The 21,979-nt window shown below is 71.3% G+C and carries 21 protein-coding genes; 11 read left to right on the top strand and 10 right to left on the bottom strand.

Features of this window, described 5'->3' with window-relative positions; translation table 11 throughout:
• Positions 1 to 7 precede the first annotated feature (7 nt).
• Positions 8 to 1,126 carry an acyl-CoA dehydrogenase family protein gene (locus tag AB0I77_RS14330; RefSeq protein WP_363282834.1) on the bottom strand — a complete coding sequence of 373 codons (1,119 nt, stop codon included), beginning with the start codon at positions 1,124 to 1,126 and terminating at the stop codon, positions 8 to 10.
• Between the two features lie 109 nt (positions 1,127 to 1,235).
• Between AB0I77_RS14330 and AB0I77_RS14325 the strand changes: the two genes are divergently transcribed.
• Together AB0I77_RS14325 and AB0I77_RS14320 are read left to right on the top strand one after the other, a co-directional pair.
• Positions 1,236 to 2,057, top strand: coding sequence for an enoyl-CoA hydratase/isomerase family protein (locus AB0I77_RS14325; RefSeq protein ID WP_363282833.1), 822 nt, complete (start codon positions 1,236 to 1,238; stop codon positions 2,055 to 2,057).
• 23 nt (positions 2,058 to 2,080) lie between these two features.
• Complete coding sequence (locus AB0I77_RS14320) at positions 2,081 to 2,581, top strand: MaoC/PaaZ C-terminal domain-containing protein (RefSeq protein ID WP_363282832.1); 501 nt, start codon at positions 2,081 to 2,083, stop codon at positions 2,579 to 2,581.
• Here the strand turns inward: AB0I77_RS14320 and AB0I77_RS14315 are convergent.
• The 3 genes from AB0I77_RS14315 to AB0I77_RS14305 all read right to left on the bottom strand — a co-directional run bounded on the left by AB0I77_RS14315 (position 2,560) and on the right by AB0I77_RS14305 (position 6,614).
• Positions 2,560 to 3,975 (bottom strand): family 1 glycosylhydrolase, encoded by a 1,416-nt coding sequence (locus AB0I77_RS14315; protein WP_363282831.1) that lies wholly within the window; start codon positions 3,973 to 3,975, stop codon positions 2,560 to 2,562. The two genes, AB0I77_RS14320 and AB0I77_RS14315, sit on opposite strands and share 22 nt — an antisense overlap.
• A gap of 117 nt (positions 3,976 to 4,092) precedes the next feature.
• Positions 4,093 to 5,694: a GMC family oxidoreductase N-terminal domain-containing protein gene (locus AB0I77_RS14310; protein ID WP_363282830.1), complete on the bottom strand. Its 1,602-nt coding sequence runs from the start codon at positions 5,692 to 5,694 to the stop codon at positions 4,093 to 4,095.
• Positions 5,691 to 6,614 carry a crotonase/enoyl-CoA hydratase family protein gene (locus AB0I77_RS14305; protein WP_363282829.1) on the bottom strand — a complete coding sequence of 308 codons (924 nt, stop codon included), beginning with the start codon at positions 6,612 to 6,614 and terminating at the stop codon, positions 5,691 to 5,693. Before AB0I77_RS14305 ends, AB0I77_RS14310 begins: the two co-directional genes overlap by 4 nt.
• A 100-nt stretch (positions 6,615 to 6,714) precedes the next feature.
• Between AB0I77_RS14305 and AB0I77_RS14300 the strand changes: the two genes are divergently transcribed.
• Genes AB0I77_RS14300 through AB0I77_RS14290 form a run of 3 tightly spaced genes read left to right on the top strand, consistent with a single transcriptional unit; the run spans position 6,715 to position 9,704 of the window.
• Positions 6,715 to 7,500 (top strand): enoyl-CoA hydratase/isomerase family protein, encoded by a 786-nt coding sequence (locus AB0I77_RS14300; protein WP_363282828.1) that lies wholly within the window; start codon positions 6,715 to 6,717, stop codon positions 7,498 to 7,500.
• A 3-nt stretch (positions 7,501 to 7,503) separates the two neighbouring features.
• Complete coding sequence (locus tag AB0I77_RS14295) at positions 7,504 to 8,685, top strand: acyl-CoA dehydrogenase family protein (protein ID WP_363282827.1); 1,182 nt, start codon at positions 7,504 to 7,506, stop codon at positions 8,683 to 8,685.
• Positions 8,682 to 9,704 (top strand): TIGR03617 family F420-dependent LLM class oxidoreductase, encoded by a 1,023-nt coding sequence (locus tag AB0I77_RS14290; protein WP_363282826.1) that lies wholly within the window; start codon positions 8,682 to 8,684, stop codon positions 9,702 to 9,704. Before AB0I77_RS14295 ends, AB0I77_RS14290 begins: the two co-directional genes overlap by 4 nt.
• Before the next feature lie 22 nt (positions 9,705 to 9,726).
• On the opposite strand, the gene AB0I77_RS14285 is transcribed toward AB0I77_RS14290, so the two are convergent.
• The 6 genes from AB0I77_RS14285 to AB0I77_RS14260 all read right to left on the bottom strand — a co-directional run bounded on the left by AB0I77_RS14285 (position 9,727) and on the right by AB0I77_RS14260 (position 16,474).
• Positions 9,727 to 10,485: an FCD domain-containing protein gene (locus AB0I77_RS14285; protein ID WP_363282825.1), complete on the bottom strand. Its 759-nt coding sequence runs from the start codon at positions 10,483 to 10,485 to the stop codon at positions 9,727 to 9,729.
• Between the two features lie 5 nt (positions 10,486 to 10,490).
• On the bottom strand, positions 10,491 to 10,955 hold the full coding sequence (locus AB0I77_RS14280; RefSeq protein WP_363282824.1) for an OB-fold domain-containing protein: 465 nt from the start codon (positions 10,953 to 10,955) through the stop codon (positions 10,491 to 10,493).
• Positions 10,952 to 12,103 (bottom strand): thiolase family protein, encoded by a 1,152-nt coding sequence (locus tag AB0I77_RS14275; protein WP_363282823.1) that lies wholly within the window; start codon positions 12,101 to 12,103, stop codon positions 10,952 to 10,954. Before AB0I77_RS14275 ends, AB0I77_RS14280 begins: the two co-directional genes overlap by 4 nt.
• 4 nt (positions 12,104 to 12,107) lie before the next feature.
• Complete coding sequence (locus AB0I77_RS14270) at positions 12,108 to 13,724, bottom strand: AMP-binding protein (protein WP_363282822.1); 1,617 nt, start codon at positions 13,722 to 13,724, stop codon at positions 12,108 to 12,110.
• 21 nt (positions 13,725 to 13,745) lie between these two features.
• On the bottom strand, positions 13,746 to 15,236 hold the full coding sequence (locus AB0I77_RS14265; RefSeq protein WP_363282821.1) for an aldehyde dehydrogenase family protein: 1,491 nt from the start codon (positions 15,234 to 15,236) through the stop codon (positions 13,746 to 13,748).
• A 95-nt stretch (positions 15,237 to 15,331) separates the two neighbouring features.
• Positions 15,332 to 16,474 carry an acyl-CoA dehydrogenase family protein gene (locus AB0I77_RS14260; RefSeq protein ID WP_363282820.1) on the bottom strand — a complete coding sequence of 381 codons (1,143 nt, stop codon included), beginning with the start codon at positions 16,472 to 16,474 and terminating at the stop codon, positions 15,332 to 15,334.
• A gap of 85 nt (positions 16,475 to 16,559) precedes the next feature.
• On the opposite strand from AB0I77_RS14260, the gene AB0I77_RS14255 reads away from it, so the two are divergent.
• Genes AB0I77_RS14255 through AB0I77_RS14230 form a run of 6 tightly spaced genes read left to right on the top strand, consistent with a single transcriptional unit; the run spans position 16,560 to position 21,918 of the window.
• Positions 16,560 to 17,315 carry a 3-oxoacyl-ACP reductase family protein gene (locus AB0I77_RS14255; RefSeq protein WP_363282819.1) on the top strand — a complete coding sequence of 252 codons (756 nt, stop codon included), beginning with the start codon at positions 16,560 to 16,562 and terminating at the stop codon, positions 17,313 to 17,315.
• A 10-nt stretch (positions 17,316 to 17,325) separates the two neighbouring features.
• Positions 17,326 to 18,096 carry an enoyl-CoA hydratase/isomerase family protein gene (locus tag AB0I77_RS14250; RefSeq protein WP_363282818.1) on the top strand — a complete coding sequence of 257 codons (771 nt, stop codon included), beginning with the start codon at positions 17,326 to 17,328 and terminating at the stop codon, positions 18,094 to 18,096.
• 41 nt (positions 18,097 to 18,137) lie between these two features.
• Positions 18,138 to 19,292: a CoA transferase gene (locus AB0I77_RS14245; protein WP_363282817.1), complete on the top strand. Its 1,155-nt coding sequence runs from the start codon at positions 18,138 to 18,140 to the stop codon at positions 19,290 to 19,292.
• A 23-nt stretch (positions 19,293 to 19,315) separates the two neighbouring features.
• Positions 19,316 to 20,227: an SDR family NAD(P)-dependent oxidoreductase gene (locus tag AB0I77_RS14240; protein WP_363282816.1), complete on the top strand. Its 912-nt coding sequence runs from the start codon at positions 19,316 to 19,318 to the stop codon at positions 20,225 to 20,227.
• Positions 20,224 to 20,736: a DoxX family protein gene (locus tag AB0I77_RS14235; protein ID WP_363282815.1), complete on the top strand. Its 513-nt coding sequence runs from the start codon at positions 20,224 to 20,226 to the stop codon at positions 20,734 to 20,736. Before AB0I77_RS14240 ends, AB0I77_RS14235 begins: the two co-directional genes overlap by 4 nt.
• Before the next feature lie 24 nt (positions 20,737 to 20,760).
• Positions 20,761 to 21,918 carry an acyl-CoA dehydrogenase family protein gene (locus AB0I77_RS14230; RefSeq protein ID WP_363282814.1) on the top strand — a complete coding sequence of 386 codons (1,158 nt, stop codon included), beginning with the start codon at positions 20,761 to 20,763 and terminating at the stop codon, positions 21,916 to 21,918.
• Positions 21,919 to 21,979: the final 61 nt, after the last annotated feature.

The following is a 21,979-nucleotide window of genomic DNA, read 5'->3' as shown; positions in this document are numbered from 1 at the left end:
ACGGGTCTCAGATGCCGAGCCGGGTGGCGAGCAGCTCCCGGTGGTACGACGGCGTGCCGAGCAGCGCCTCGGAGCTCTTGGCCCGCTTGAGGTAGAGGTGCGCGGGGTGCTCCCAGGTGAAGCCGATTCCGCCGTGCACCTGGATGTTGTCGCCGGCGACCTTGGTGAACGCCTCCGAGCAGACGGTCTGCGCGAGGGCCGCCCCGATCGCGATCTCCGTCTCGTCGCCCGCGTCCAGGGCCCACAGTCCGCCGTACGCGGCCGAGCGGGCGGACTCGAGCTCCATGAGCATGTCGGCGCACTTGTGCTTGATCCCCTGGAACGAGCCGATGGGCCGGCCGTACTGCTCGCGGAGCTTCGCGTACGCCACGGCGGCGTCCAGGGCGGCAGCGGCTGCCCCGACCTGCTCGGTGGCCAGGAGTACGGCGGCGGTGGCGATGGTGCGCTCCAGGGCCGGCCATGCTCCGCCCTCAGGGCCCAGGAGGCGGGCGGGGGTGTCCGTGAGCTCGATCCGCGCCTGCTTGCGAGTCTGGTCGAGGGTGGGGAGGTGCATGCGCTTCAGGCCCGGTGCGTCGGCGTCGACCGCGAAGAGGCTGATGCCCGAGCGGGTGCGGGCGGCGACCAGGAGCAGGTCGGCGAGGTGTCCGTCGGGGACGTAGGTCTTCGTGCCGGTCAGCCGCCACCCGTCCGCCGTGTCGCGTGCGGTGAGCCGGATGCCTGGCTCGTCCCAGCGCCCGCTGTCCTCGGTGAGCGCCAGCGTGGCCACCGTCTCGCCGGACGCGATGCCCGGCAGCAGGTCGCGTCGCGCCTGCTCGTCGTCGCAGCGCAGCAGGGCCTCGGCGGCCAGGGCGACGGTGGCGAAGTAGGGCCCGCACAGGAGCGCGCGGCCCGCCTCCTCGAAGACGATGCCGAGGTCGGCATAGCCGAAGCCCAAGCCGCCGTACTCCTCCGGTACGGCCAGCCCCTGAAGCCCGAGTTCGCCGGCCATCCGGCGCCAGACGACAGGGTCGTGGCCTCGCGGGTCGGCGGCCAGGCGGCGCACCTGAGCCTCGTCGGAGTACTTGGCGAGGAAGGACCGTACGACCTTGCGCAGTTCGTCCTGTTCCTCGCTGAACGTGAGATCCATGCCGCGCTTCCCGTCCTCGGTGCGACGGGCTCGCCGCCCGCCTTGCCGCTCGCCGCTCGATACAGTTAGATAATTATAGTATCCACACTGAATGCACCAGGAGCGCGACGTGACCGATCTCTACGACCAGTTCACGAGCCTGACCTTCGAGCGGCCCGCGTCCGGAGTGCTCCGCATCGTGCTGGACGCCCCGAACCTCAATGCCGTCGATCCCCGGATGCACGGCGAACTGGCCGGCATCTGGCCGGTCGTCGACCGGGACGAACAGACCCGTGCCGTGCTCGTGCAGGGAGCGGGCAAGGCGTTCTCCGCCGGCGGGACCTTCGACTCCATCGAGGCGATGACCGAGGACTACGCGGTACGTGCCCGGGTGATGCGGGAGGCACGGGACATGGTCTACGGGGTGATCAACTGCTCCAAGCCCGTGGTCTCCGCGATCCACGGCCCGGCCGTCGGTGCGGGGCTGGTCGTCGGCATGCTGGCGGACATCTCCATCGCCGGACGCAGGGCGAAGATCGTCGACGGGCACACGCGGCTCGGGGTCGCGGCCGGCGATCACGCGGCCATCTGCTGGCCGCTGCTGTGCGGCATGGCCAAGGCCAAGTACTACCTGCTGACCTGCGAGACGCTCACCGGGGAGGAGGCCGAGCGCATCGGCCTGGTGTCCAAGTGCGTGGACGACGCGGACGTCCACGGCGAAGGGCTGCGCGTGGCGACTGCCCTGGCCGCCGGGCCGGCCAGCGCCCTCAGCTGGACCAAGCGGTCCCTCAACCACTGGTACCGCACGGCCCAGCCGATCTTCGAGGCCTCGCTGGGGCTGGAGTTCTTCGGTTTCGGCGGACACGAGGTCGTCGAGGGACTCGCCGCACATCGCGAGAAGCGCGCACCGGACTTCGAGGGCATCAGCGACAAGCACCCGCTCGACCTGTGACCACCGTACGAGAGGAACCGATCATGGCGCCGCAGCAGACCACCACCGACGTCCCCCCGCTGGTAAGGGGGTTGACCTATGAGGAGATGCCGGTCGGGCAGGCCTTCCGGACCGCCCGTCGCACCATCACCGAGACCGATCTCGTCAACTTCGTGACCTGGGGCGGCTTCAACGAACCCCTGTTCTGGGACGCCTCGCACGCCGCGGACGGCGGCTACACCGGGCGGCTGGTCCCGGGCGCGCTGACGTACTGCATCGCCGAGGGGCTCGTCCTCCAGACCAACGTGCTGCACGGCACGGGCCTGGCCTTCCTGCACATGGAACTGACCGTGCGGGGTCCGGTGTACGTCGGCGACACCCTGCACGCCGTCGTGGAGACCACGGACTCCCGCCCCTCCAGCAAGCCCGGCCGGGGCGTGGTGACCAGCCGGATCACGGTACGCAATCAGCGGGACGAGGAGGTCCTCGTCTACACCCCGGTCCGGCTGATCCGCGGCCGGGACTACGAGGCTCCGGCGCCCTGAGCCTTGGGCACGGCCGGCACCAGGCTCAGGCCGGCCGCGCGGCCCGCGTCGGGCGGGGCGGCGTCGGCGAACGCGCCGCGGTGCAGCCAGTCGGAGGGGATCGGGGGGCGCGGCGGGGGCTCGTGGTCCGGGACCGCCATCGAGTACAGGCGGGTGTAGCGGAACTTGGTCTCCAGGTTGTCCAGGACCGACCAGTACTCGTAGCCGCAGACGTCCACACCGGCCGCGACGAGCCCCGCCAGCCAGGAGAGCCTGGCGCGCAGCAGGGCCCGGCGCCGGGTGTCGTCGCTGTGTCCGTTCTCGTCGACCAGGTCGAGGTCGCCCATGCCGTTGTCGACGACGGACAGCGGCGGCAGCAGATCCCCGTACAGCTCGTACAGGTCGGCGACGGCGTCGGCGAGCCCCTCGGGAATGATGGGCCAGCCGTAGGCGGTCGTCTCCACGTCGTCGAAGGGGACGATCGCGAAGCCGAGGCCCACGAGCAGGCGGTTCACGTCGTTGAGGGCGCCCTGGCACTTCCCGGACGGCAGCACGCGGGGCAGGTTCTCCGGTGCGGTGACGCGGAACGGGGTGTGCCAGGACAGGCCCAGCAGGTCCTGGGCGGTGGCGATGACCTCCAGGTCGCCGGGGCGGACGCAGCCGGTGGCCTCGACCGGGGAGACGTCGTCCTCGGTCACCATGTGCTCGCCGAGCAGCAGGGGGTCGAGGAAGAGGCGGTTGGTCCAGCTCTCCAGGCGCTCCAGGGCGAGCCGGTCGTAGGGGTCGTCGGTGGCCGCGTAGCCGCCGACGAGGGTGATCGTGGTCCCGATCCGGCCGCGCACGCCGGCGGCCCTGAGGGCCTGGGCGGCGAGTCCGTTGGCGAGCAGGATGTGGTGGACCGTGGGCAGCCCCGCCAGGCCGATGCCCCGGCCCGGTGGATACATTCCGGCCACGTGGTCCGCGAGAGTCGGCCCGGCCAGGTCGGTGGAGGTGATCCAGCGTTCCACCCGGTCGCCGAAACGGCGGCCGAGCTCGGCGGCGTACGCGGCGAAGTGCTCGGCGCAGTCGCGGGCGAGCCAGCCTCCGGCGTCGTCCAGCCATGGCGGCAGTGAGCGGTGGAGCAGGGTCAGGCTGGGCCGCAGGCCCTGCGCGAGCAGGGAATCGAGCGCGCGGTCGCAGCGGTCCAGGGCGTCCGGGTCCCAGCTGCCGGGGCCGTCGGGCTGGAGCCGCGGCCATCCGGCGACCATGCGGTGGGTGTCCGCGGCGACGCCGGTCAGCTGCCGGATGTCGTCGGTCCACTGCCGGAAGTGCCCGCCCCGCTCCTGCGGGGGCGGCGGCGGGGCCGCGATGGTGTCCGCGGTGGCGACGCCCCAGTCGACACCACGAAGGGATTCGTGCAGGAAACCATCGCTCATGGGTACCGTCCAGGCGGTCGGTCAATGGTTTAGCGCATTCAACTGAATGTCCGCCGACCGGACGCTAACAGGTCAAACAAACTACGACAATGTTTCGGCCAGGTCTCCTGGTACGAATCAGGCCGTCTCCAGGATGAGGTCGGCCGCCCTCCAGGCCATGGCCATGATCGGCGCGTTCAGGTTGCCGGACACCATGGTCGGCATGACCGAGCAGTCCACGACCCGCAGGCCCTCGACACCGCGTACGCGCAGCCGGCCGTCGACGACGTCGTCCTCGGCCGGGCCCATGGCGCAGGTGCCGACGGCGTGATAGCCGCAGCGCCCGTGGTCGAGGCCAGCGTCGATGATCTCCTGGTTCTCCCGCACAGCGGGGCCCGGCAGGGTCTCGGCCGTGATCCGGCCGGCGATCGGCTCGGTCTCGAAGAGTTCCCGCATGCGGCGGAAGAGGTCGGTTCCCACGCCGCGGTCGTGGTCGGAGCCGTAGTAGTTCGGCGTGATCGTGAGCGGGGCGTCGGGGTCGGCGGAGGTGATGTGCAGGCCGCCCTCGGCGGTGGGGCGCAGGATGTAGCCGAGACCCATCAGGCCCGGCTCGCGCTCCACGCCGGTCTCCTGGCCGGGGACGTCCGGCTTCAGGGACACCGGCGCGATGAGCAACTGCGCGTCGGGGCGGGCGAGTTCGGGGCGGGTCTTGAAGAAGGCGATGACGTCGAAGGCGGGCGCGGCCAGCGGGCCGCGCCGGGTGGCCAGGTATCTCGCCCCCGACAGGGCCTGCCGCAGCGGAGTGCTCAGGGCCTTGTTGTAGCCGAGGTCGTCCTTCAGCCGGTACTGGACGACGAAGCAGCGGTGCTCGCGCATCCGGCCGCCCACGTTCGGGCTGTCGGCCAGGACGTCGACGCCCGCCGACTTCAGTGTCTCGGCGGGGCCGATGCCGGAGAGCTGGAGGATCTTGGGCGTGGCGATGCTGCCGGCGCAGAGGATCACCTCGCGCCGGGCCCGCGCATCGGCCTCCTGGCCCCCGCTGCGGGTACGGACGCCCACGGCCCTGCCCTTGTCCGTCAGAACTCGCGTCACGGTCGTGTCCACCGACACGGTGAGGTTCGGCCGGTCCGCGACGGGGTGCAGGAACGCGCGGGCGGCGCTGAACCGCTGCCCCTTCTTGATGGTGGCCATGGCGTAGCCGATGCGTTCCTCGTCGCTCGCGTTGAGGTCGTCGGTGCGGCGCCAGCCGAGTCCGGTTCCGGCGGCGATGGCCTCCTCGCACAGCGGCTGTGGCCGCGGCGCGGTCGAGACGTGCAACGGCCCGCCCGCGCCCCGGGCCGCGGAGGCGCCGAGCGCGTTGTCCTCGATCCGCTTGAAGATGGGCAGCATGGTGTCCCAGCCCCAGCCGGGGTTGCCGAGCCGCTCCAGCTCGTCGTAGTCGGCGCGGTCACCGCGGTTGTAGACCATGCCGTTGACCGAGCTGGACCCGCCGAGCGTCCGGCCCCGGACCCAGTGCTCGACGCGCCCGGCCGGGCCCACCGGCTCGACCGGGTAGTGCCAGGCGAACCGCGAGTCCCCCAGCAGCTTGCCGAAGCCCTTGGGCATCCTGATCAGCGGAGTGGAGTCCCGGCCGCCCGCCTCGATCAGCAGCACGGACGTCTTCGGGTCCGCGGAGAGCCGGTTCGCGAGCACGCAGCCCGCGGAACCCGCGCCCACCACGATGTAGTCGAACGTCGTCATCCCTGACGCTCCGGTGCCGGTGCCGGCGCCTGCTCCGGTGCCTGCTCCTCCTCCTGCTCCCCGAAGGGGCGGAACTCCTCGTCCTGCCACCAGGGGTAGACGGGTGGCATGTCCTTGCTGACCCGGCCCGGGAACGCGGGTGGCCGCTTGGCGAGGAACGACTCGACGCCCTCCACCGGGTCCGGGCCGCCGCCGATCTGGCTCATGATCCGCGAGTCGAGCCGGTGCGCGGTCATGGGGTGGGGTTCGCCGAGCATGCGCCACATCATCTGGCGCGACAGGGCGACCGAGACCGCGGAGGTGTTCTCGGCGATCTCGCGGGCGAGTTCGTACGCCGCCGGCAGCAGCTCCTCGGGCGGGTGGACGGAGCGGACCAGCCCGGCGGCCAGGGCCTCGTCGGGGCCGAAGACCCTGCCGGTCGCCACCCATTCCATCGCCCGTTGCATGCCGACGGCCCGCGGCAGGAACCAGCTCGCCGCCGACTCCGGCACGATGCCCCGGCGTGCGAAGACGAAGCCGAACTTCGCCGAGGCCGACGCCAGCCGGATGTCCATGGGCAGGGTCATGCTGGCCCCGACGCCCGCCGCCGGGCCGTTGATCGCCGCGATCACCGGCTTGGTACTGGAGAAGATCCGCAGCGCGACCCGGCCGCCGGTGTCCCGGTGCCAGGCGCCCGTCCTGCGGTGGTCGAAGGAAGCGCCGCCGGAACTGACGTCGGCGCCCGCACAGAAGCCGCGCCCGGCACCGGTCACCACGACCACGCGTACGTCGTCGTCAGCGTCGGCCGCGTCCAGGACATCGAGCAGGTCGGCCATCATCTGCGGGTTGAAGGCGTTCAGCTTCTCGGGCCGGTTGAGTGTGACGGTGAGGATCCGGTCCGCCACCTCGGCCCGCACGGTCTCGTACTCCTGCTGTGGCATACGCGTCCTCCGTCACTCCAGCGAGCCGTTTCCAGAAAGCTTAATTAGTTATAGCATTCAACTCTACTGACTCGTTCGTTCATGACTGATGGCGGTGGAGATGACGGACCTCTTGGTGACGGCCGTCGGGCCGGTCCGGCTGATCGAGCTGAACCGGCCGGACCAGCTCAACTCGATGAGCGAGGAACTGCACGCGGGTCTCGCGTCGGTGTGGGAGACGGTCGCCGACGATCCTCAGGCCCGGGTGGTCGTGCTCACCGGGCGCGGCCGGGCGTTCAGCGCCGGGGGCGACTTCGACATCATGACCCGGGTCCAGCGCGACCGCGCCTTCCGGCAGCAGAACGTCGACGAGGCCCGGCGGATCATCACCGGCATGGTCCGCTGCCCGCTGCCGGTGATCGCGGCGGTCAACGGGCCCGCTGTCGGCCTCGGTTGCAGCCTGGCTCTGCTGAGCGACCTCGTCCTGATCGCCGACGACGCCTATGTGGCCGACCCGCACGTCCAGGTCGGGCTCGTCGCGGGCGACGGCGGCGCCCTTGTCCTGCCGTTGCTCGTCGGCCTGACCCGCGCGAAGGAACTGCTGTTCCTCGGCGACCGGGTCAGCGCCGAGGACGCGGTCCGGCTGGGCATCGCCAACCGCGCCGTGCCGAAGGACAAGCTCCTGGACGAGGCCATGGACCTGGCCGGACGGCTGGCCGCACTGCCCGCGCAGGCGCTGCGCGAGACCAAGCGGGCGGTGAACCTGCATCTGGAGCAGGCGCTGGCGACGGTGCTGGAACCCGCCCTGCTCGCGGAGCGGGACAGCATGCACGCACCGGACCACATCGCCGCCGTCGAGAAGATCATCGCGTCCCGCGGTCGCCGCCGGGCCGGCGAGGAGGGCTGAGGCATGGACTTCGCGTTCAGCGAGGAGCAAGAGCAACTGGGGCGCACGGTACGGGCGTTCCTGGCGGACACCTCTCCCGAGACCGAGGTGCGGCGCCTGATGGAGACCCCGGAGGGCTTCGACCGGGCGCTGTGGCTCCGGATGGGAACGGAGCTCGGTCTCCAGGGGCTGGCGGTCCCCGAGGAGTACGGCGGTGCCGGGTGCGGGCCGGTCGAAGTGGGCGTGGTCATGGAGGAGATGGGCCGCGCGCTGCTGTGCGCGCCGTTCCTGTCCTCGGCCGTGCTCGCGACGACCACGCTGCTGCGCTGCGCCGACGAGGACGCCCGCAAGCGCCTGCTGCCGGGTCTGGCCTCCGGCGAACTCGTCGGGACACTGGCCCTGACCGAGGACTCGGCACGTTGGGACGCGGCCGGTGTTCAGCTCACCGCCCGTGAAACCAAGGGGAGTTGGCGGCTGACGGGGCACAAGATGTTCGTCCTCGACGGCGCCACCGCCGATGTCGTCCTCACCGTCGCCCGCACCGGCGACGGCATCGGCGTCTTCTGGGTGGACGGCGACGCGGCGGGCCTGACCCGCGAGCCGCTGCCCACGATGGACCCGACCCGCCGCCAGGCGCGCCTCGACTATCACGACGTACCGGCGACCCGGCTGCGTACGCACGGCGACGGCTGGGATGTGGTCGCCGAGGTGCTCGACCGGGCCGCGGTGGCGCTGGCCGCCGAGCAGGTCGGGGTGGCTGCCCGCGCGCTCGACATGGCGGTGGAGTACGCCAAGGTGCGCCACCAGTTCGGGCGGCCCATCGGCTCCTTCCAGGCCGTGAAGCACCTGCTCGCCGATGTCCTCCTCGAGGTGGAGTCGGCGCGCGCCGCCGCGCACTACGCACTGCTCGCCGCCGAAAACGCCGAGCCCACCGAGAACACTGAGAACACCTACAACGCCGACAACACCGACCCGGAGCTGCCCGCCGTGGCGAGTCTGGCCAAGGCGTTCTGCTCGGAGGCCTGTCTGCGGGCGACGGCGGAGAACATCCAGGTGCACGGCGGTATCGGCTTCACCTGGGAGCATCCGGCCCACCTGTATCTGAAGCGGGCCAAGACGTCACAGCTGCTGTTCGGGGATCCGGCGTACCACCGGGAGCTGCTCGCACGGAGAATCGGCATGGACACGGACAAGGGAGCGGCATGAAGGTCGACGGCAAGCTCAATGTGTGGGGCACCGCGGAGGTCGTGGAGGAGGCCCGGCACCACGAGAAGGCCGGCTACGACGGCCTGTGGGCCTCGGAGTCCAAGCACGACCCCTTCCTGCCGCTGGTGCTGGCGGCGGAACACACCGACCGCCTGGAGGTCGGAACGGCCATCGCGGTCGCCTTCGCCCGCTCCCCCATGCAGCTCGCGTACACCGCGCACGATCTCCAGACCTACGCCGGGGGACGGTTCTCGCTCGGCCTCGGCAGTCAGATCAAGCCGCACATCGAGCGGCGCTTCGGCATGCCGTGGAGCCGGCCGGCGGCCCGGATGCGGGAGTACGTGAGCGCCCTGCACGCCATCTGGGCCGCCTGGAACGAGGGCGAGAAGCTCAACTTCCGCGGCGACTTCTACTCGCACACGCTGATGTCCCCGTTCTTCTCTCCCCCGCCCGCACCCGCCGGCGCGCCCAAGGTGTTCGTGGCCGCGGTCGGTGAGGCGATGACCCGGGTGGCGGGCGAGGTCGCCGACGGACTCCTCGCCCACGGCTTCACCACCGAGCGGTATCTGCGGGAGGTGACCTTGCCGACCGTGGAGGCGGGGCTGGCCACGTCCGGCCGTACGCGGGGCGACTTCTCCGTCTCCCACCTGCTCCTGACCGCGACCGGCCGCACGGAGGAGGAGATGGCCCGCGCGATCGACGGCACCCGTGCCCAGATCGCCTTCTACGGCAGCACTCCCGCCTATCGCGGGGTGCTGGAGCTGCACGGGTGGGGCGAACTCGGCGACGAACTGCACGCGTTGTCGACGTCCCGGCGCGAGGACAAGTGGGAGGCGATGAGCCACCTCGTCGACGACGAGGTGCTGCACACCTTCGCGGTCGTGGCGGAGCCGGACCAGGTCGCGGGCGAGATCCGGAGCCGGTACGGATCCCTGGTCGACCGGGTGTCCTTCTACACCGCGTACGAGATCGACGCCGCGGTGTGGGAACCCATCGTCCAGGAGCTGCACAGCGATTGACGTCGCATCAATTGACGTCGCGTCAGCCGAGCAGGTCCAGGACGGTGGTCATGGACCTGTTCTGCAGCAGGTAGTCCTCGGCCTCCTGGAGGTGGAGGCGCCACAGCTCCTCGGCGGCCTCGGACCGGCGCGCGGCGACCAGCTCGACGAGCGCGCCGTGGGCGCGGAAGCCCCGGCGGTTGGCCCGTACGTTCTCGGGGCTGCCGGCGTCGAGGTCGACGTGGGACCAGTTCGCCTGGTCGATGATGTGCCGGACCATGCCGTTGAGGACGCTCAGCGTCTCGTTGCCCGCCAGTTCGACGACGAGCGCGTGGAACTCCATGTGCGCGCGGATGAAGGCCGACGGGTCGTCCATGAGCAGCTCGGCCTCGGCGACGGCGGCCCGCAGCCGCTCCAGGTCCTCGTCCGTGCGCCCCTCGGCCAGCAGACCGGCGCACGGCGCCTCGATGACCGTACGGGCGTCGTAGACGTCCTTGAGGGTCGTGCCCCGGTATTCGAGGACCACCCCCGCGTAGCGGGCGGCCACCGTGCCCTCCGGGACCTGCACCCGCGCCCCGCCCCGGGCGCCCCGGCGCACGCTGATCAGCGACTCCGACTCCAGCACCCGGAACGCCTCGCGCAGCGTCGGCCGGGAGACGGCGAACTCCGCCATCAGCGCCGTCTCGGCCGGCAGCGCCTCCCCCTCCGTCAGCTCCCCGCGCACGATCTTGCGGCGCAGCTGTGCCGCCACCAGCTCGGCCATCTTGGGGACTCGTACCGGCGTGTTCACCACGGCGTCCATCTCCTTCAGTCACCAGCGTCCGGTACGAAGTACGGCAGTGTGATCTCGTCGGTGAGCGGACGGAAGTCCACCCGGACGCGCAGACCGATGGCAACGCTGTCCGGACCGCCAGGACCGCCAGGACCGCCCGGACCGCCCAGGTCTCCCGCGTCTCCCGCGTCTCCCGCGTCTCCCGCGTCGACGTGGGACAGCAGCGTGCCTCCGTCGTCCAGATCGATCACGGCCAGCGCGAAAGGCGTGTCGAACCCTGGACCCGGTGCGCGGTGCACCACGGTCACCGAGTAGACCGTGCCCCGCCCCGCGCTCGGCACATACCGCCAGTCCGGCGCCATGCACCCCGGGCAGGCGGGCTCGGGAACGAAGAAGCGCAGGTCGCAGGCCGGGCAGTACGGGATCACCAGGTCGCCGCGTCGGGCCGCGTCCCAGAACGGCTCGGAGAGCGCGGTCGGGACGGGTACGGGGCGGCTCATCGGGTCCTCCCCAGGACGCTCATCTCGTAGTGCTGCGCCCCGGATCCGGCGTTGCCGACGACCGCCAGCTCCGCGTCCTCGACCTGGTGCACGGCGGTGCCGCGCAACTGCCGTACGGCCTCGACGACTTTGAGCGTCATCTGCTGCGTCCCGTTCCACGCGTACGCCAGACAGCCGCCGTCGGGATTGACGGGATGCTTGCCGCCCACGGCGATGGCACCGCTGGCGGCCAGTGGTCCGCCCTCGCCCTCCCCGCACAGGCCGAGTGCCTCCAACTGCCGGATGATCTCGAAGGAGTTGGGGTCGTAGAGGGAGAAGACGTCCACGTCGTGGGGACCGACGCCGGCCATGGCGTAGGCGCGGGTGGCGGCGTCCCGGCCGAGCTGTCCGACCTCTCGGTGCAGCGCCGGGTTGGCGTACGCGGCCTGGTGGTACTCCATGCCGCCGCCGAGTACGGCGACCGGCGCGTTCGGCAGGTCCCTGGCCCGTTCGGCGGTGGTCACCACGAGGGCCGCGCCGCCCTCGCCGACGATGCAGCAGTCCAGCAGGTGGAAGGGCGTGGCCACCATGCGGGAGGCGAGCACGTCCTCGGCGGTGTACGGGCCGCGCCCGTACATCATCGCCTCCGGGTTGGTCGTGCCGTTGTTGCGGATGGTGGCGGCGACCTCCGCGAGCTGGCGGGAGGTCGTGCCGTACTCGTGCATGTGGCGTGCCGCCACCAGGGCGAACTGGGCGACGACATAGCTGCCCCACACGTCGGCGAACTCCAGCGGCACACCGGCCCCGACGGGCCCGGCCCCGCGCGCGACCAGCTTGCAGCCGCCGACGACGACGGTGTCGGCGAATCCGGCGCGTATCGCCGCCGCCGCCTTCAGCAGGCCCCGCGAGCCGGCGTTGTCGAGCATCGAGTCGCTGGTCCAGCGCAGGTCCCGGCCGAGCATCCGCGCCCAGGAGCTGCCCTCGCCGGGTACGCCGCCCGGGCCGGGCCAGTCGACCTGGGCGCCGTCGACGTCCGCCGGGGTCAGCCCGGCGTCCGCGATCGCGCCGCGCACCGCTTCGAGGGCGAGGTCCATGGCGTCGCGGTGCGGGAGGGACAGCGCCTGCTCGGTGGCGTGCACGCCGACGACGACGGGTTGGCGGTCGTTCACCAGGTCACCGTCCCGCGCCGAGCGTGTCGCCGCCCGGATAACCGCCGCCGCCGAAGCGCTCGTCCAGCGCCTCGTAGTCCTTGGCGTAGTCCTTGGTGCGCGGAAGTGCCTCGACGAACTCCACCGTCTTCGGCTTCTTGTACGAGGCGATCCGCGCCCGGCAGTGCTCGATGACGTCCTGCGCCGTGACCGGCTCGGCGTCCTGGTGGAGCACGACGACGGCCTTGACGTCCTGCGCCCAGCGCTCGTTGGGCACGCCGATGACGGCGGCCTCCTTGACCGCGGGATGCGACTCGACGCAGTTCTCGACCTCGGCCGGGAAGATGTTCTCGGCCGCCGACTTGAGCATGCGGGTCGTCGTCCCGAGGAAGCTGATCGTGCCGTCGGGTTCGCGGCGGCCGAGGTCGGTGGTGTGCCACCAGCCGAAGCGGAAGCGCTCCTCGTTGATCTCGGGCCGGTTCCAGTAGCCGAGGTGCACGAGGTCGCCGCGGACGCAGATCTCGCCGGCCTCGCCGATCGCGCACTCCGTGCCGGTGCCGTCCAGGATGCGTACGGCGGTGAAGGGGCCGGGGCGTCCCGCGTTGCCGGCGCCCGTGCCGCCGTAGGCGCCGGTCACCGCGAAGCCGGTCACCTCGGTCTGTCCGTAGCCGCGGCCCTCGCCGCCGCCGTTGCGGGTGAAACGGCTCTGGTCCGTGGGCACCGTGCCCTGCCACAGGGGGGCGGCGACACTCGCGCGCAGCTGGGAGAGGTCATGACCGGCCTCGCGGTTCAGCGCGACGAGCTGGGCGATGGTCGGCGGCATCAGATACGCGTGGGTGCACTGCTCGGCCGCCAGCAGCGGGAGCAGTTCCTCGGCGACGACGCGGCGGACGATCACGTTCTTGCCGCCGTGGACGAAGGCCGGGACGCCCCAGAACTGGTAGTTGCCGATGTGGAACATGGGTCCGGCGCCGAGGAAGGCGGTCTCCGTGCCGATGTCCCCCATCCAGGCGCCGCTCGCGCCCATGGCGAGGAGGTTGCGGTGCGAGAGCATCGAGCCGGACTGCCGTCCGGAGATCGCCGCGGTGTAGATGACCAGGAGCGCGGAGTCGGGGTCGACATCGCCGGTGGCCGGGTCGTCGGGCGAGCCGGAGGCCAGGAAGGACTCGTACGACTCCGGGCCCGCAGCGCTCTCGACGTCATGGCGCAGCCACAACGCCCGGTGGTCGCTGCCCAGTTCGGCGCGTGCCTTGCCGACGGTGTCGCCGATCTCCTCGTCCTGCCAGACGACGACCTTGGGATCGAAGTCCTCGACGGCGAAGGCCATTTCGGGCGCGGCCCAGCGCCAGTAGCCGGGACAGACCATGGCGCCGATCTTCGCGGCGGCGCCGAGCAGCTCCCAGATCCGGAAGGAGTTCTGGCCCAGCCACAGGATGCGGTCGCCGGTGCCTACGCCCGCGTCCGCGAGGGCGCCCGCGAGTCGGTTGGTGCGCTCGTCCAACTGGGGCCAGGTCAGCCGGACCTCGCCGTCGACGAGGGCGACTGAGTCGGGAAAGGACCTGCGGTGCTCACGGATGATGTCGCCGAACGTCAGGCGGCGGGCGCGGGGGTCCGGGGGGAATCCCCCGGGAAGACTCTGCACGACTTGGCTCCCCATGGTCGGTCAGACGCGGCCGATGCCGACGCCCTTCACGTTGATGAACTCGTCCAGACCGGCCTTGCCGCCCTCCCGCCCGAACCCGCTCATGCCGACACCGCCGAACGGCGTGGCGGGCGAAGTGATCGGATTCGGCCCGGGGTTGACGTAGACCGTCCCGGCCTTCAGCCGCGGCACCAGGCGGTTGACGCGTGCGATGTCACGGGACTGGATGTAGGCGGACAGGCCGTACTCGGAGTCGTTGGCCAGGGCGACGGCCTCGTCCTCCGTGTCGAACGGGGTGATGGCCAGGACCGGGCCGAAGATCTCCTGCTGGGCGAGGTCACTGCGGTTGTCGACGTCGGCGAAGACAGTCGGGGACACGAAGTAGCCGTCGGAGTCGATGCGTTCGCCGCCGCACACGAGCCGGCCCGCACCGTCTTCCATCGCCTTGCCGATCATGCCCTGGACGCGGTCGCGGGCGGCTTCGTTGATGAGGGGTCCGATGTACGTCGTCGGGTCGAGGGGGTCCCCGACCGGCAGGTGGGCTACCACTCCGGCGACGCGCGCGACGACCTCGTCGTAGATGGAGCGCTCGACCAGCAGCCGGGTGGGCAGCGCGCAGCCCTGGCCGGTGTTGCTCATGGCGAAGGCCGCGCAGTACGGGACGACCGTGTCCAGGTCGGTGTCGGCGAAGAGCAGGTTGGCGGACTTGCCGCCCAGCTCGAAGACGACGGGCTTGAGGCTCAGGGCCGCGTCCGCCATGATGCGGCGCGCGGTGGCGGGGCCGCCGGTGAAGGAGATCTTGTCGACGCCGGGGTGGGTCACCAGGGCCGATCCCGCGTCGCCGAGCCCGGTGACGACGTTGATGACGCCTTCGGGGATGCCCGCCTCGCGGGCCAGGTCGGCGAAGAGCAGCGCGGAGAACGGCGTGGACTCGGCCGGTTTGATGACCACGGTGTTGCCTGCGGCGAGCGACGGCGGGACCTTCATCGCCAGCGACAGCGCGGGCGAGTTCCAGGTGATGATGTGGCCGATGACGCCGTACGGCTCGGCGATGGTGTACTCGACGTTCTCGTGCGGGCTGTAGGCCGCGCCCACCATGCCCTCGATCTTGTCGGCCCAGCCGGCGTAGTACTCGGTCCACTCGGCGACGTGCGGTCCGACGTTCTCGGCCCAGCCGCCGATGCAGACGCCGTTCTCCAGCGGGCAGACGGCCGCGAAGTCGGGGATGTGGTCGCGCAGCAGCTGGGCGAAGCGGGTGAGCAGCCGGCGGCGCTCGGCGGGGCGCATGGTGCCCCACACCTCGAAGGCCTGGCGTGCGGCCGCTACGGCCCGGTCCACCTCGGCGGCCCCCGCGAGCGGGATGTGCGCCTGGACCAGGCCGGTCGCCGGGTTGCGGTGCTCGTAGACTCCGCCGCTCGCGTCGGTGACGTCCTTGCCGCCGATGACGAGCCGGGGCAGCGGCAGGTCCTGCTCGGCTCTCTCCTGGTGCAGCTTCACATCGACCGTGACCACGGATGCCTCCTTGAGCCGAGTCCCGCATCTCGCTTAAATAGCTAACCTATTTATCCAAGGTAGTCAATGCACGGAGCGCGCTCCGATACACCGGCTCACAGCCCGAGCGACCGCCCGATGATCTCCAGCATGATCTCCGAGGTCCCGCCGAAGACCCGCTGCACCCGGCTGTCCCGCCAGATACGCGCGATCTCGTACTCGTTGACGTAGCCGTAGCCGCCGAAGAGCTGCATACAGCGGTCGATGACCTCCCAGGCGGTCTCCGAGGTCCAGTACTTGGCGGCGGCGGCCTCCTCGGCCGTCAGCTCGCCCTGGAGGAGGGCCATGACGCAGCCGTCGACATAGACCCGGGCGGCGCTCAGCTGGGCCTTGATGCCGGCGAGCGCGAACCTGTTGGCCTGGAACTGACCGATCGGCTGCCCGAAGGCCGTGCGGGTCTTGGCGTACTCCAGTGCCAGCACGTAGGCCCGCTCGGCCGCCGCCAGCGAGGAGACGGCGATGGCGAGCCGCTCGGTCGGAAGGTTGCCCATCATGTGGTAGAAACCGCGGCCCTCCTGTCCGATGAGGTTCTCGGCGGGGACGCGCACCTCATGGAAGAAGAGTTCGGCGGTGTCCTGGGCCTTCATCCCGACCTTGTCGAGCTTGCGTCCGCGCTCGAAGCCCTCGGCGCCGCGTTCGACGACGATCAGGCTGATGCCCTTGTGGCCTGCCTCCGGGTCGGTCTTGCAGGCGACGATGACCAGGTCGGCCAGGATGCCGTTGGTGATGAAGGTCTTGGAACCGTCGATCACCCACTCGTCGCCGTCGCGGCGGGCGGTGGTGCGGATGCCCTTGAGGTCGGAGCCGGCGGACGGCTCCGACAGCGCGAGCGCGCAGATCGTCTCGCCGCTGATCACTCCGGGCAGCCAACGGGCCTTCTGCTCCGGGGTGGTGAGATGCGTCAGGTAGGGCGGTATGACGTCGTTCTGGAGCCCGAGCCCGATACCGACCGAGCTCGTGGCCGCCATTTCCTCCGCCATGATGGCGTTGTAGCGGAAGTCCTGGATTCCCTGTCCGCCGTACTCCTCCGGGAACTGCCAGCCGATGAGTCCGGCCTTGCCCGCCGCCGCCCACGCGGCCCGGCTCACCTGGCCCTCGCGCTCCCACTGCTCGGCGTGCGGGGCGCATTCGCGCAGGTAGAAGGTGCGGGCGGTCTCGCGGAACAGCTCGTGCTCCTCGGTGAAGATCGTACGGCGCATGCTCGGCTCCACTCACGGATCTCGCTTATTCAGCTGAAGTAGTTATACGATAGCGCTGTATCGGGACCTGGGCGAGGGAGGACGCGTGAGCGTACGGGACAAGGTGGCGCTCGTCACCGGAGCGGGACGCGGCATCGGCGAGGCGATCGCCGACCGGCTCGCCGCCCACGGAGCCGCGGTCGCCGTCTGCGACCTGGACCCCGAGGCCGCCGCCAAGGTCGCGGCCCACCTCGCCGAGCGGTACGCGGTACGGGCGACGGGGGTCGGCGCGGACATCTCCGACAGTGCGGCCGTACACGCGGCCGTGGAGCGGGTGACCATGGAACTGGGCCCGGTGGATGTCCTGGTCAACAACGCGGCCGTCGACGTCATCGGCCGCTTCGTCGACAGCACCGAGGAGACCTGGGACCGGATCATCGCCGTCAATCTGCGCGGCACGATCACGGTGACCCGGGCGGTGCTCGACTCGATGACCGAGCGCGGCGGCGGCCGGGTCGTCCACATCGCCTCGGACGCCGGCCGGGTCGGCTCCTCCGGCGAGGTGGTGTACTCCGCGACCAAGGGCGGAGTCATCGCCTTCGGCAAGGCGCTGGCCCGCGAGGTCGCCCGCTACGGCATCACCGTGAACAGCGTCTGCCCGGGCCCGACCGACACCGCGCTGCTCGGCCAGGTCGCCGAGTACAGCCAGAAGATGTACGACGCGACGGTGCGGGCGATCCCGCTGCGCCGCGTCGCCCAGCCCGCCGACATCGCCGGTGTGGTGGCCTTCCTCGCGTCCGACGACGCCGCCTACATGACCGGGCAGACGCTCTCGGTCAGCGGCGGCCTGACGATGGTCTGAGGTGAGCTGCGTGTTGCGAGTCGAACTCCGCGACCACATCGCCGTATTGACCTTGGACCGGCCGGGGCAGCTCAACGCCATCGGTTCCGCGACCGCTCAGCGGCTCGGGCAGGCGCTGGACGAGGTCCGCGACAACGACGACGTCCGCGCCCTGGTCGTGGCGGGAGCCGGCCGTGCCTTCTCGGCGGGTGCCGACATCGGTGAGATCGAGTCGTTCACGGCCCCCGGGCAGTTCCGTTCCTTCGTGGGGCGGCTGACCGAGGCGTACGCGCTCCTGGAGGACTTCCCCAAGCCCTCGGTCGCGGCCGTTCACGGGTTCGCCTTCGGCGGCGGTCTGGAGCTGGCGCTCGCCTGCGACCTGCGGGTGGCGGAGCGCGGCACCCGGCTCGGCCTGCCGGAGATGAAGCTCGGCGTGCTGCCGGGCGCGGGCGGCACACAGCGACTGCCCCGTCTGGTGCCGACGGCGATCGCCAAGCAGATGATCCTGACCGGCGAGCCGATCGACGCGGAGCGGGCATGGCAGCTCGGGCTGGTCAACGAGCTGGCCGAGCCCGGCGGCGCGCTCAAGGCCGCCGAGGCCCTGGCCGCGAGGCTGACCGCCGGGGCTCCGCTGGCGCTCGCCGCGGGCAAGCGGCTGATCGACTACGGGCTCGGCATGGATCTGGAGGCGGCCATCGCCTACGAGCGCGAGACCGTCTCGGTGCTGTTCTCCACCGAGGACCGGGCCGAGGGACTCAAGGCCTTCCGGGAGCGCCGCCCGGGCGAGTTCCGCGGCGTGTAGCAGGCGTGTAGCAGGCGTCCCGACAGATCTGGAGGTGGGCCGTGCGGCCACTTGAGGGCATAGCCGTCGTCGAGCTGGGCATGTGGGTGGCGGCACCGGCCGCGGCCACCATGCTCGCCGACTGGGGCGCGGACGTGGTGAAGGTGGAGGCGCCGACCGGGGATCCCAACCGGTACACGCTCAAGCACGTCGGCCAGGACATCGACAGCGCGCCCCCGTTCGAGACCGACAACCGCGGCAAGCGCGGGATCGTCCTCGACCTGCGCTCGCAGGAGGGCAAGGGCGTACTGGAGCGGCTGCTGGAGCGCGCCGACGTGTTCGTCACCAACCTCCGGCCGGGGGCGCTGGAGCGGCTGGGCCTGGCACCGGACGAGCTGCGGGCCCGGCACCCACGTCTGGTCGTCGGCACGTTGACGGGTTACGGCTGGACGGGGGAGGAACGCGACCGCGCCGGATACGACGTCTCCGCCTTCTGGGCCCGGCCCGGCATCGCCGGCATGCTCAACCCGGCCGGGGAGCCGCCGCCCGGCATCCGGCCCGGCCTCGGCGACCGTACGGCCGCGTCCAACCTGGTGGCGGGCGTGCTGGCCGCGCTGCTGCGCCGGGAGCGCACCGGCGAGGGCGGTGTGGTGGACGTGTCCTTGCTGCGTTCCGGCACGTACGCCAACGGAAACGACCTCGCCCTGCAGAACTTCTTCGGCAAGCGCGGCCGTACCCGCCACCGCACCGAGCACGAGTCCCCGCTCTACAACTGCTACCGCGCCGCCGACGACCACTGGTTCTGGCTGGTCGGCCTGGAGGGCAACCGCCACTGGCCCGGCGCCGTCAAGGCGCTCGGCCGCGAGGACCTGGCGACGGACGAACGGTTCGCGACCGCCAAGGCCCGGCGTGGCCACGTACGCGAGCTGATCGCCGTATTCGACGAGGAGTTCGCGAAACGCCCGCTGGAGGAGTGGGCGGAGCGCTTCGACGCCGAAGGCGTGTGGTGGGCTCCCGTGCAGACGCTGGCTCAGGTGTCGGCCGATCCGCAGGCGGAGGCGGTCGGGGCGTTCGTCGAGCAGCCGGGCATGGGCGAGGCTCCCCCGCTGCGGACCGTGGCGACGCCCGTCAACTTCTGGGGAGTCGACGAGAAACCGCGCGGCGGCGCGCCGACGCTCGGCGAGCACACCGACGAAGTGCTCCGCGAACTCAACTGAACTCATACATCTGGAGGTACGGCGTGGGCATTCTCGACGACAAGGTCGCCATCGTCACCGGCGGCGGGAGAGGGCTGGGCCGGGCACACTGCCTGGCGCTCGCCGAGGCCGGCGCGACCGTGGTGGTGAACGACCTCGGCTCCGGCATACACGGAGAGCAGACCGGCGACTCCCCCGCCGACGAGGTCGTCGCCGAGATCACCAAGCTCGGCGGCCGGGCGGTCGCCAACCACTCCTCGGTGACGGACTGGGCGGCGACCGAGACCATGGTCGCCGACACCGTCGCGGAGTTCGGCCGCCTCGACATCGTCGTGAACAACGCGGGGATCGTGCGCGACCGCATGCTGTTCTCGATGAGCGAGGCCGAGTTCGACACCGTGATCGCCGTCCACCTCAAAGGGACCTTCGCGCTCACCCGGCACGCGTGCGCGTACTGGCGCGAGGCGTCGAAGCGCGGTGAGCGCGTGGCCGGCCGCGTGATCAACACGACGTCCGGGACCGGCCTGTTCGGCAACCAGGGCCAGTCCAACTACGGCGCCGCGAAGGCCGGAATCGCCGGGCTCACCGTCCTCACCGCGCTGGAGATGCGCCGGTACGGTGTCACCGCGAACGCCATTTCACCGATCGCGGCCACCCGGATGACCGACGGGCTGGACGTCGGCGCATCCCTCCAGGCCGTCGACGGCTTCGCCCCGCGCGATCCCGCGAACGCCTCCGGTGTCGTCGTCTACCTCGCCTCCGACAGCGCGGCCTGGCTGACCGGCCAGGTCCTGCGCATCGAGGGCAACCGGCTGAACCGACTACAGGGCTGGACCGTCGCGGCTGTCCACCCGAGCGAGTCCGGCCGGGCCCTGACCTACGACGAACTCGTCGACGCGGTACCGCGGTTGTACGGCGTCGTGCCGGCAGGCCGGGCGACGGGAGCCGGCCAGTGAAGGGCCCCGACGCGGCCGCCCTCGTCCTGCGCGCGACCCTCGGCCCGATGCTCTTCGCGCACGGCTGGAACAAGGTCGCCGGGCCGGGCGGGCTCGAGGGCACGACAGGTTGGTTCGAGGCGCTGGGTCTGCGGCCGGCCGAGGTGCACGCACGTATGGCGGCCGGCACGGAGATGGCGGCGGGCGTGGGCATCACCCTGGGCGCGGCCAACCCACTCCCCGCGGCGGCGGCCGTCGGCCTGATGACCGTGGCGGCCCGTACCGACCACCGCGGCAAGGGCTTCTTCGTCTTCAAGGGCGGCTGGGAATACGTCGGTGTCGTGGGTGGCGCGGCCGTCGCGCTGGCGGCGCTGGGCAACGGCAGGTACTCGCTCGACGGGCTGCTGCGCCGCGGGCGCTCGGGCGCGGGGCCCGCGTTGCTGGCGGCGGGCATCGGCACGGCGAGCGCGGCGGCGCTGCTGGCGATGTGCTACCGGCCCGCCGAGAAGCCTGACGAGTCGGATCAGTGAACACGAACGGTCAAGGGAGTCGACATGGACGCGGCTGACTTCAGCGCGGTGCTGTCCGAGGTCCGGCGTTTCGTCCGGGAGCGCGTCGTGCCGCTGGAGGCGGAGATCGACGAGAAGGACGAGATGCCCGCGGACATCCGCGAGGCGGCCAAGAAGATGGGCCTGTTCGGTTTCGCGCTGCCCGAGGAGTACGGCGGGCTGGGGCTGTCGATGTACGAGGAGGCCCAGCTGATGTTCGAGCTGGGTTACACCACCCCCTCCCTGCGCTCGATGTTCGGCACCAACAACGGCATCGCCGGTCATGTCCTCATGGTCGGCGGCACCGAGGAGCAGAAGGCCGAGTGGCTGCCGAGGATCGCCTCGGGCGACGTCCTGGCGTCGTTCGCGCTCACCGAGCCGGACGCGGGCTCCGATCCCTCGACCCTCACCACGAAGGCGCACCTGGAAGGCGACACCTGGGTGATCAACGGCGCCAAGCGGTACATCACCAACGCCCCCCTCGCCGACGTCTTCATGGTCTTCGCCCGCACCGACCCCGACGCCCCGCGCACCCGCGGTATCTCCACCTTCCTGGTCCCGGCCGGCACCCCGGGCCTCACCGTGGCTCCCAGGGACCACAAGATGGGCCAGCTCGGCGCCTGGACCGCGGACGTCTTCTTCGACGACGTACGCGTACCGGCCTCCGCCCTCGTCGGCGGCGAGGACGGCCTGAACCGGGGCTTCGGCACGGCGATGGGCTGCATCGCGCACGGCCGGGTGCACATCTCGGCGCTGTGCGTGGGCATGGCCCAGCGTCTGGTCGACGAGTCGGTCGAGTACGCCCGCACCCGCCGCCAGTCCGGCAGGCTCATCGGCTCCTTCCAGCTCGTCCAGGGCCTGGTGGCCGACTCGATGACCGACTACTACGCCGGTCGCGCCACGGTGCTGGAGGCCGCCCGCGCCTTCGACGCCGGTACGGACACGAAGATCGGCCCGTCCTGCACGAAGTACTTCGCCAGCGAGATGGTGTGGCGGGTCGCGGACCGCGCCGTGCAGATCCACGGCGGCGCGGGGTATATGCGCGGGGTCGCCGTCGAGCGCTTCTACCGCGACGCCCGGCTGTTCCGCATCTACGAGGGCACCAGCCAGATCCAGCAGGTGATCATCGCGAAGGCGCTGCTGGGTGAGGCGGCGCGGGGCTGAACGACACGCGGGCCCCGGGTCACAACGACCCGGGGCCCGTTCTCGCGCGCTGGATGAGGTG

The organism is Streptomyces sp. NPDC050619 (genome assembly GCF_040654815.1).
Classification (GTDB): Bacteria; Actinomycetota; Actinomycetes; order Streptomycetales; family Streptomycetaceae; genus Streptomyces.
Note: the sequence above shows the minus strand (reverse complement) of the source record. Positions and strands in the feature narration are given on the sequence as shown.

Excerpts from the sequence above, each read along its gene's own strand:
- AB0I77_RS14330 (WP_363282834.1), bottom strand. The coding sequence starts at position 1,126 with ATGGATCTCACGTTCAGCGAGGAACAGGACGAACTGCGCAAGGTCGTA.
- AB0I77_RS14320 (WP_363282832.1), top strand. The coding sequence starts at position 2,081 with ATGGCGCCGCAGCAGACCACCACCGACGTCCCCCCGCTGGTAAGGGGG.
- AB0I77_RS14315 (WP_363282831.1), bottom strand. The coding sequence starts at position 3,975 with ATGAGCGATGGTTTCCTGCACGAATCCCTTCGTGGTGTCGACTGGGGC.
- AB0I77_RS14310 (WP_363282830.1), bottom strand. The coding sequence starts at position 5,694 with ATGACGACGTTCGACTACATCGTGGTGGGCGCGGGTTCCGCGGGCTGC.
- AB0I77_RS14305 (WP_363282829.1), bottom strand. The coding sequence starts at position 6,614 with ATGCCACAGCAGGAGTACGAGACCGTGCGGGCCGAGGTGGCGGACCGG.
- AB0I77_RS14300 (WP_363282828.1), top strand. The coding sequence starts at position 6,715 with ATGACGGACCTCTTGGTGACGGCCGTCGGGCCGGTCCGGCTGATCGAG.
- AB0I77_RS14295 (WP_363282827.1), top strand. The coding sequence starts at position 7,504 with ATGGACTTCGCGTTCAGCGAGGAGCAAGAGCAACTGGGGCGCACGGTA.
- AB0I77_RS14290 (WP_363282826.1), top strand. The coding sequence starts at position 8,682 with ATGAAGGTCGACGGCAAGCTCAATGTGTGGGGCACCGCGGAGGTCGTG.
- AB0I77_RS14285 (WP_363282825.1), bottom strand. The coding sequence starts at position 10,485 with ATGGACGCCGTGGTGAACACGCCGGTACGAGTCCCCAAGATGGCCGAG.
- AB0I77_RS14280 (WP_363282824.1), bottom strand. The coding sequence starts at position 10,955 with ATGAGCCGCCCCGTACCCGTCCCGACCGCGCTCTCCGAGCCGTTCTGG.
- AB0I77_RS14260 (WP_363282820.1), bottom strand. The coding sequence starts at position 16,474 with ATGCGCCGTACGATCTTCACCGAGGAGCACGAGCTGTTCCGCGAGACC.
- AB0I77_RS14230 (WP_363282814.1), top strand. The coding sequence starts at position 20,761 with ATGGACGCGGCTGACTTCAGCGCGGTGCTGTCCGAGGTCCGGCGTTTC.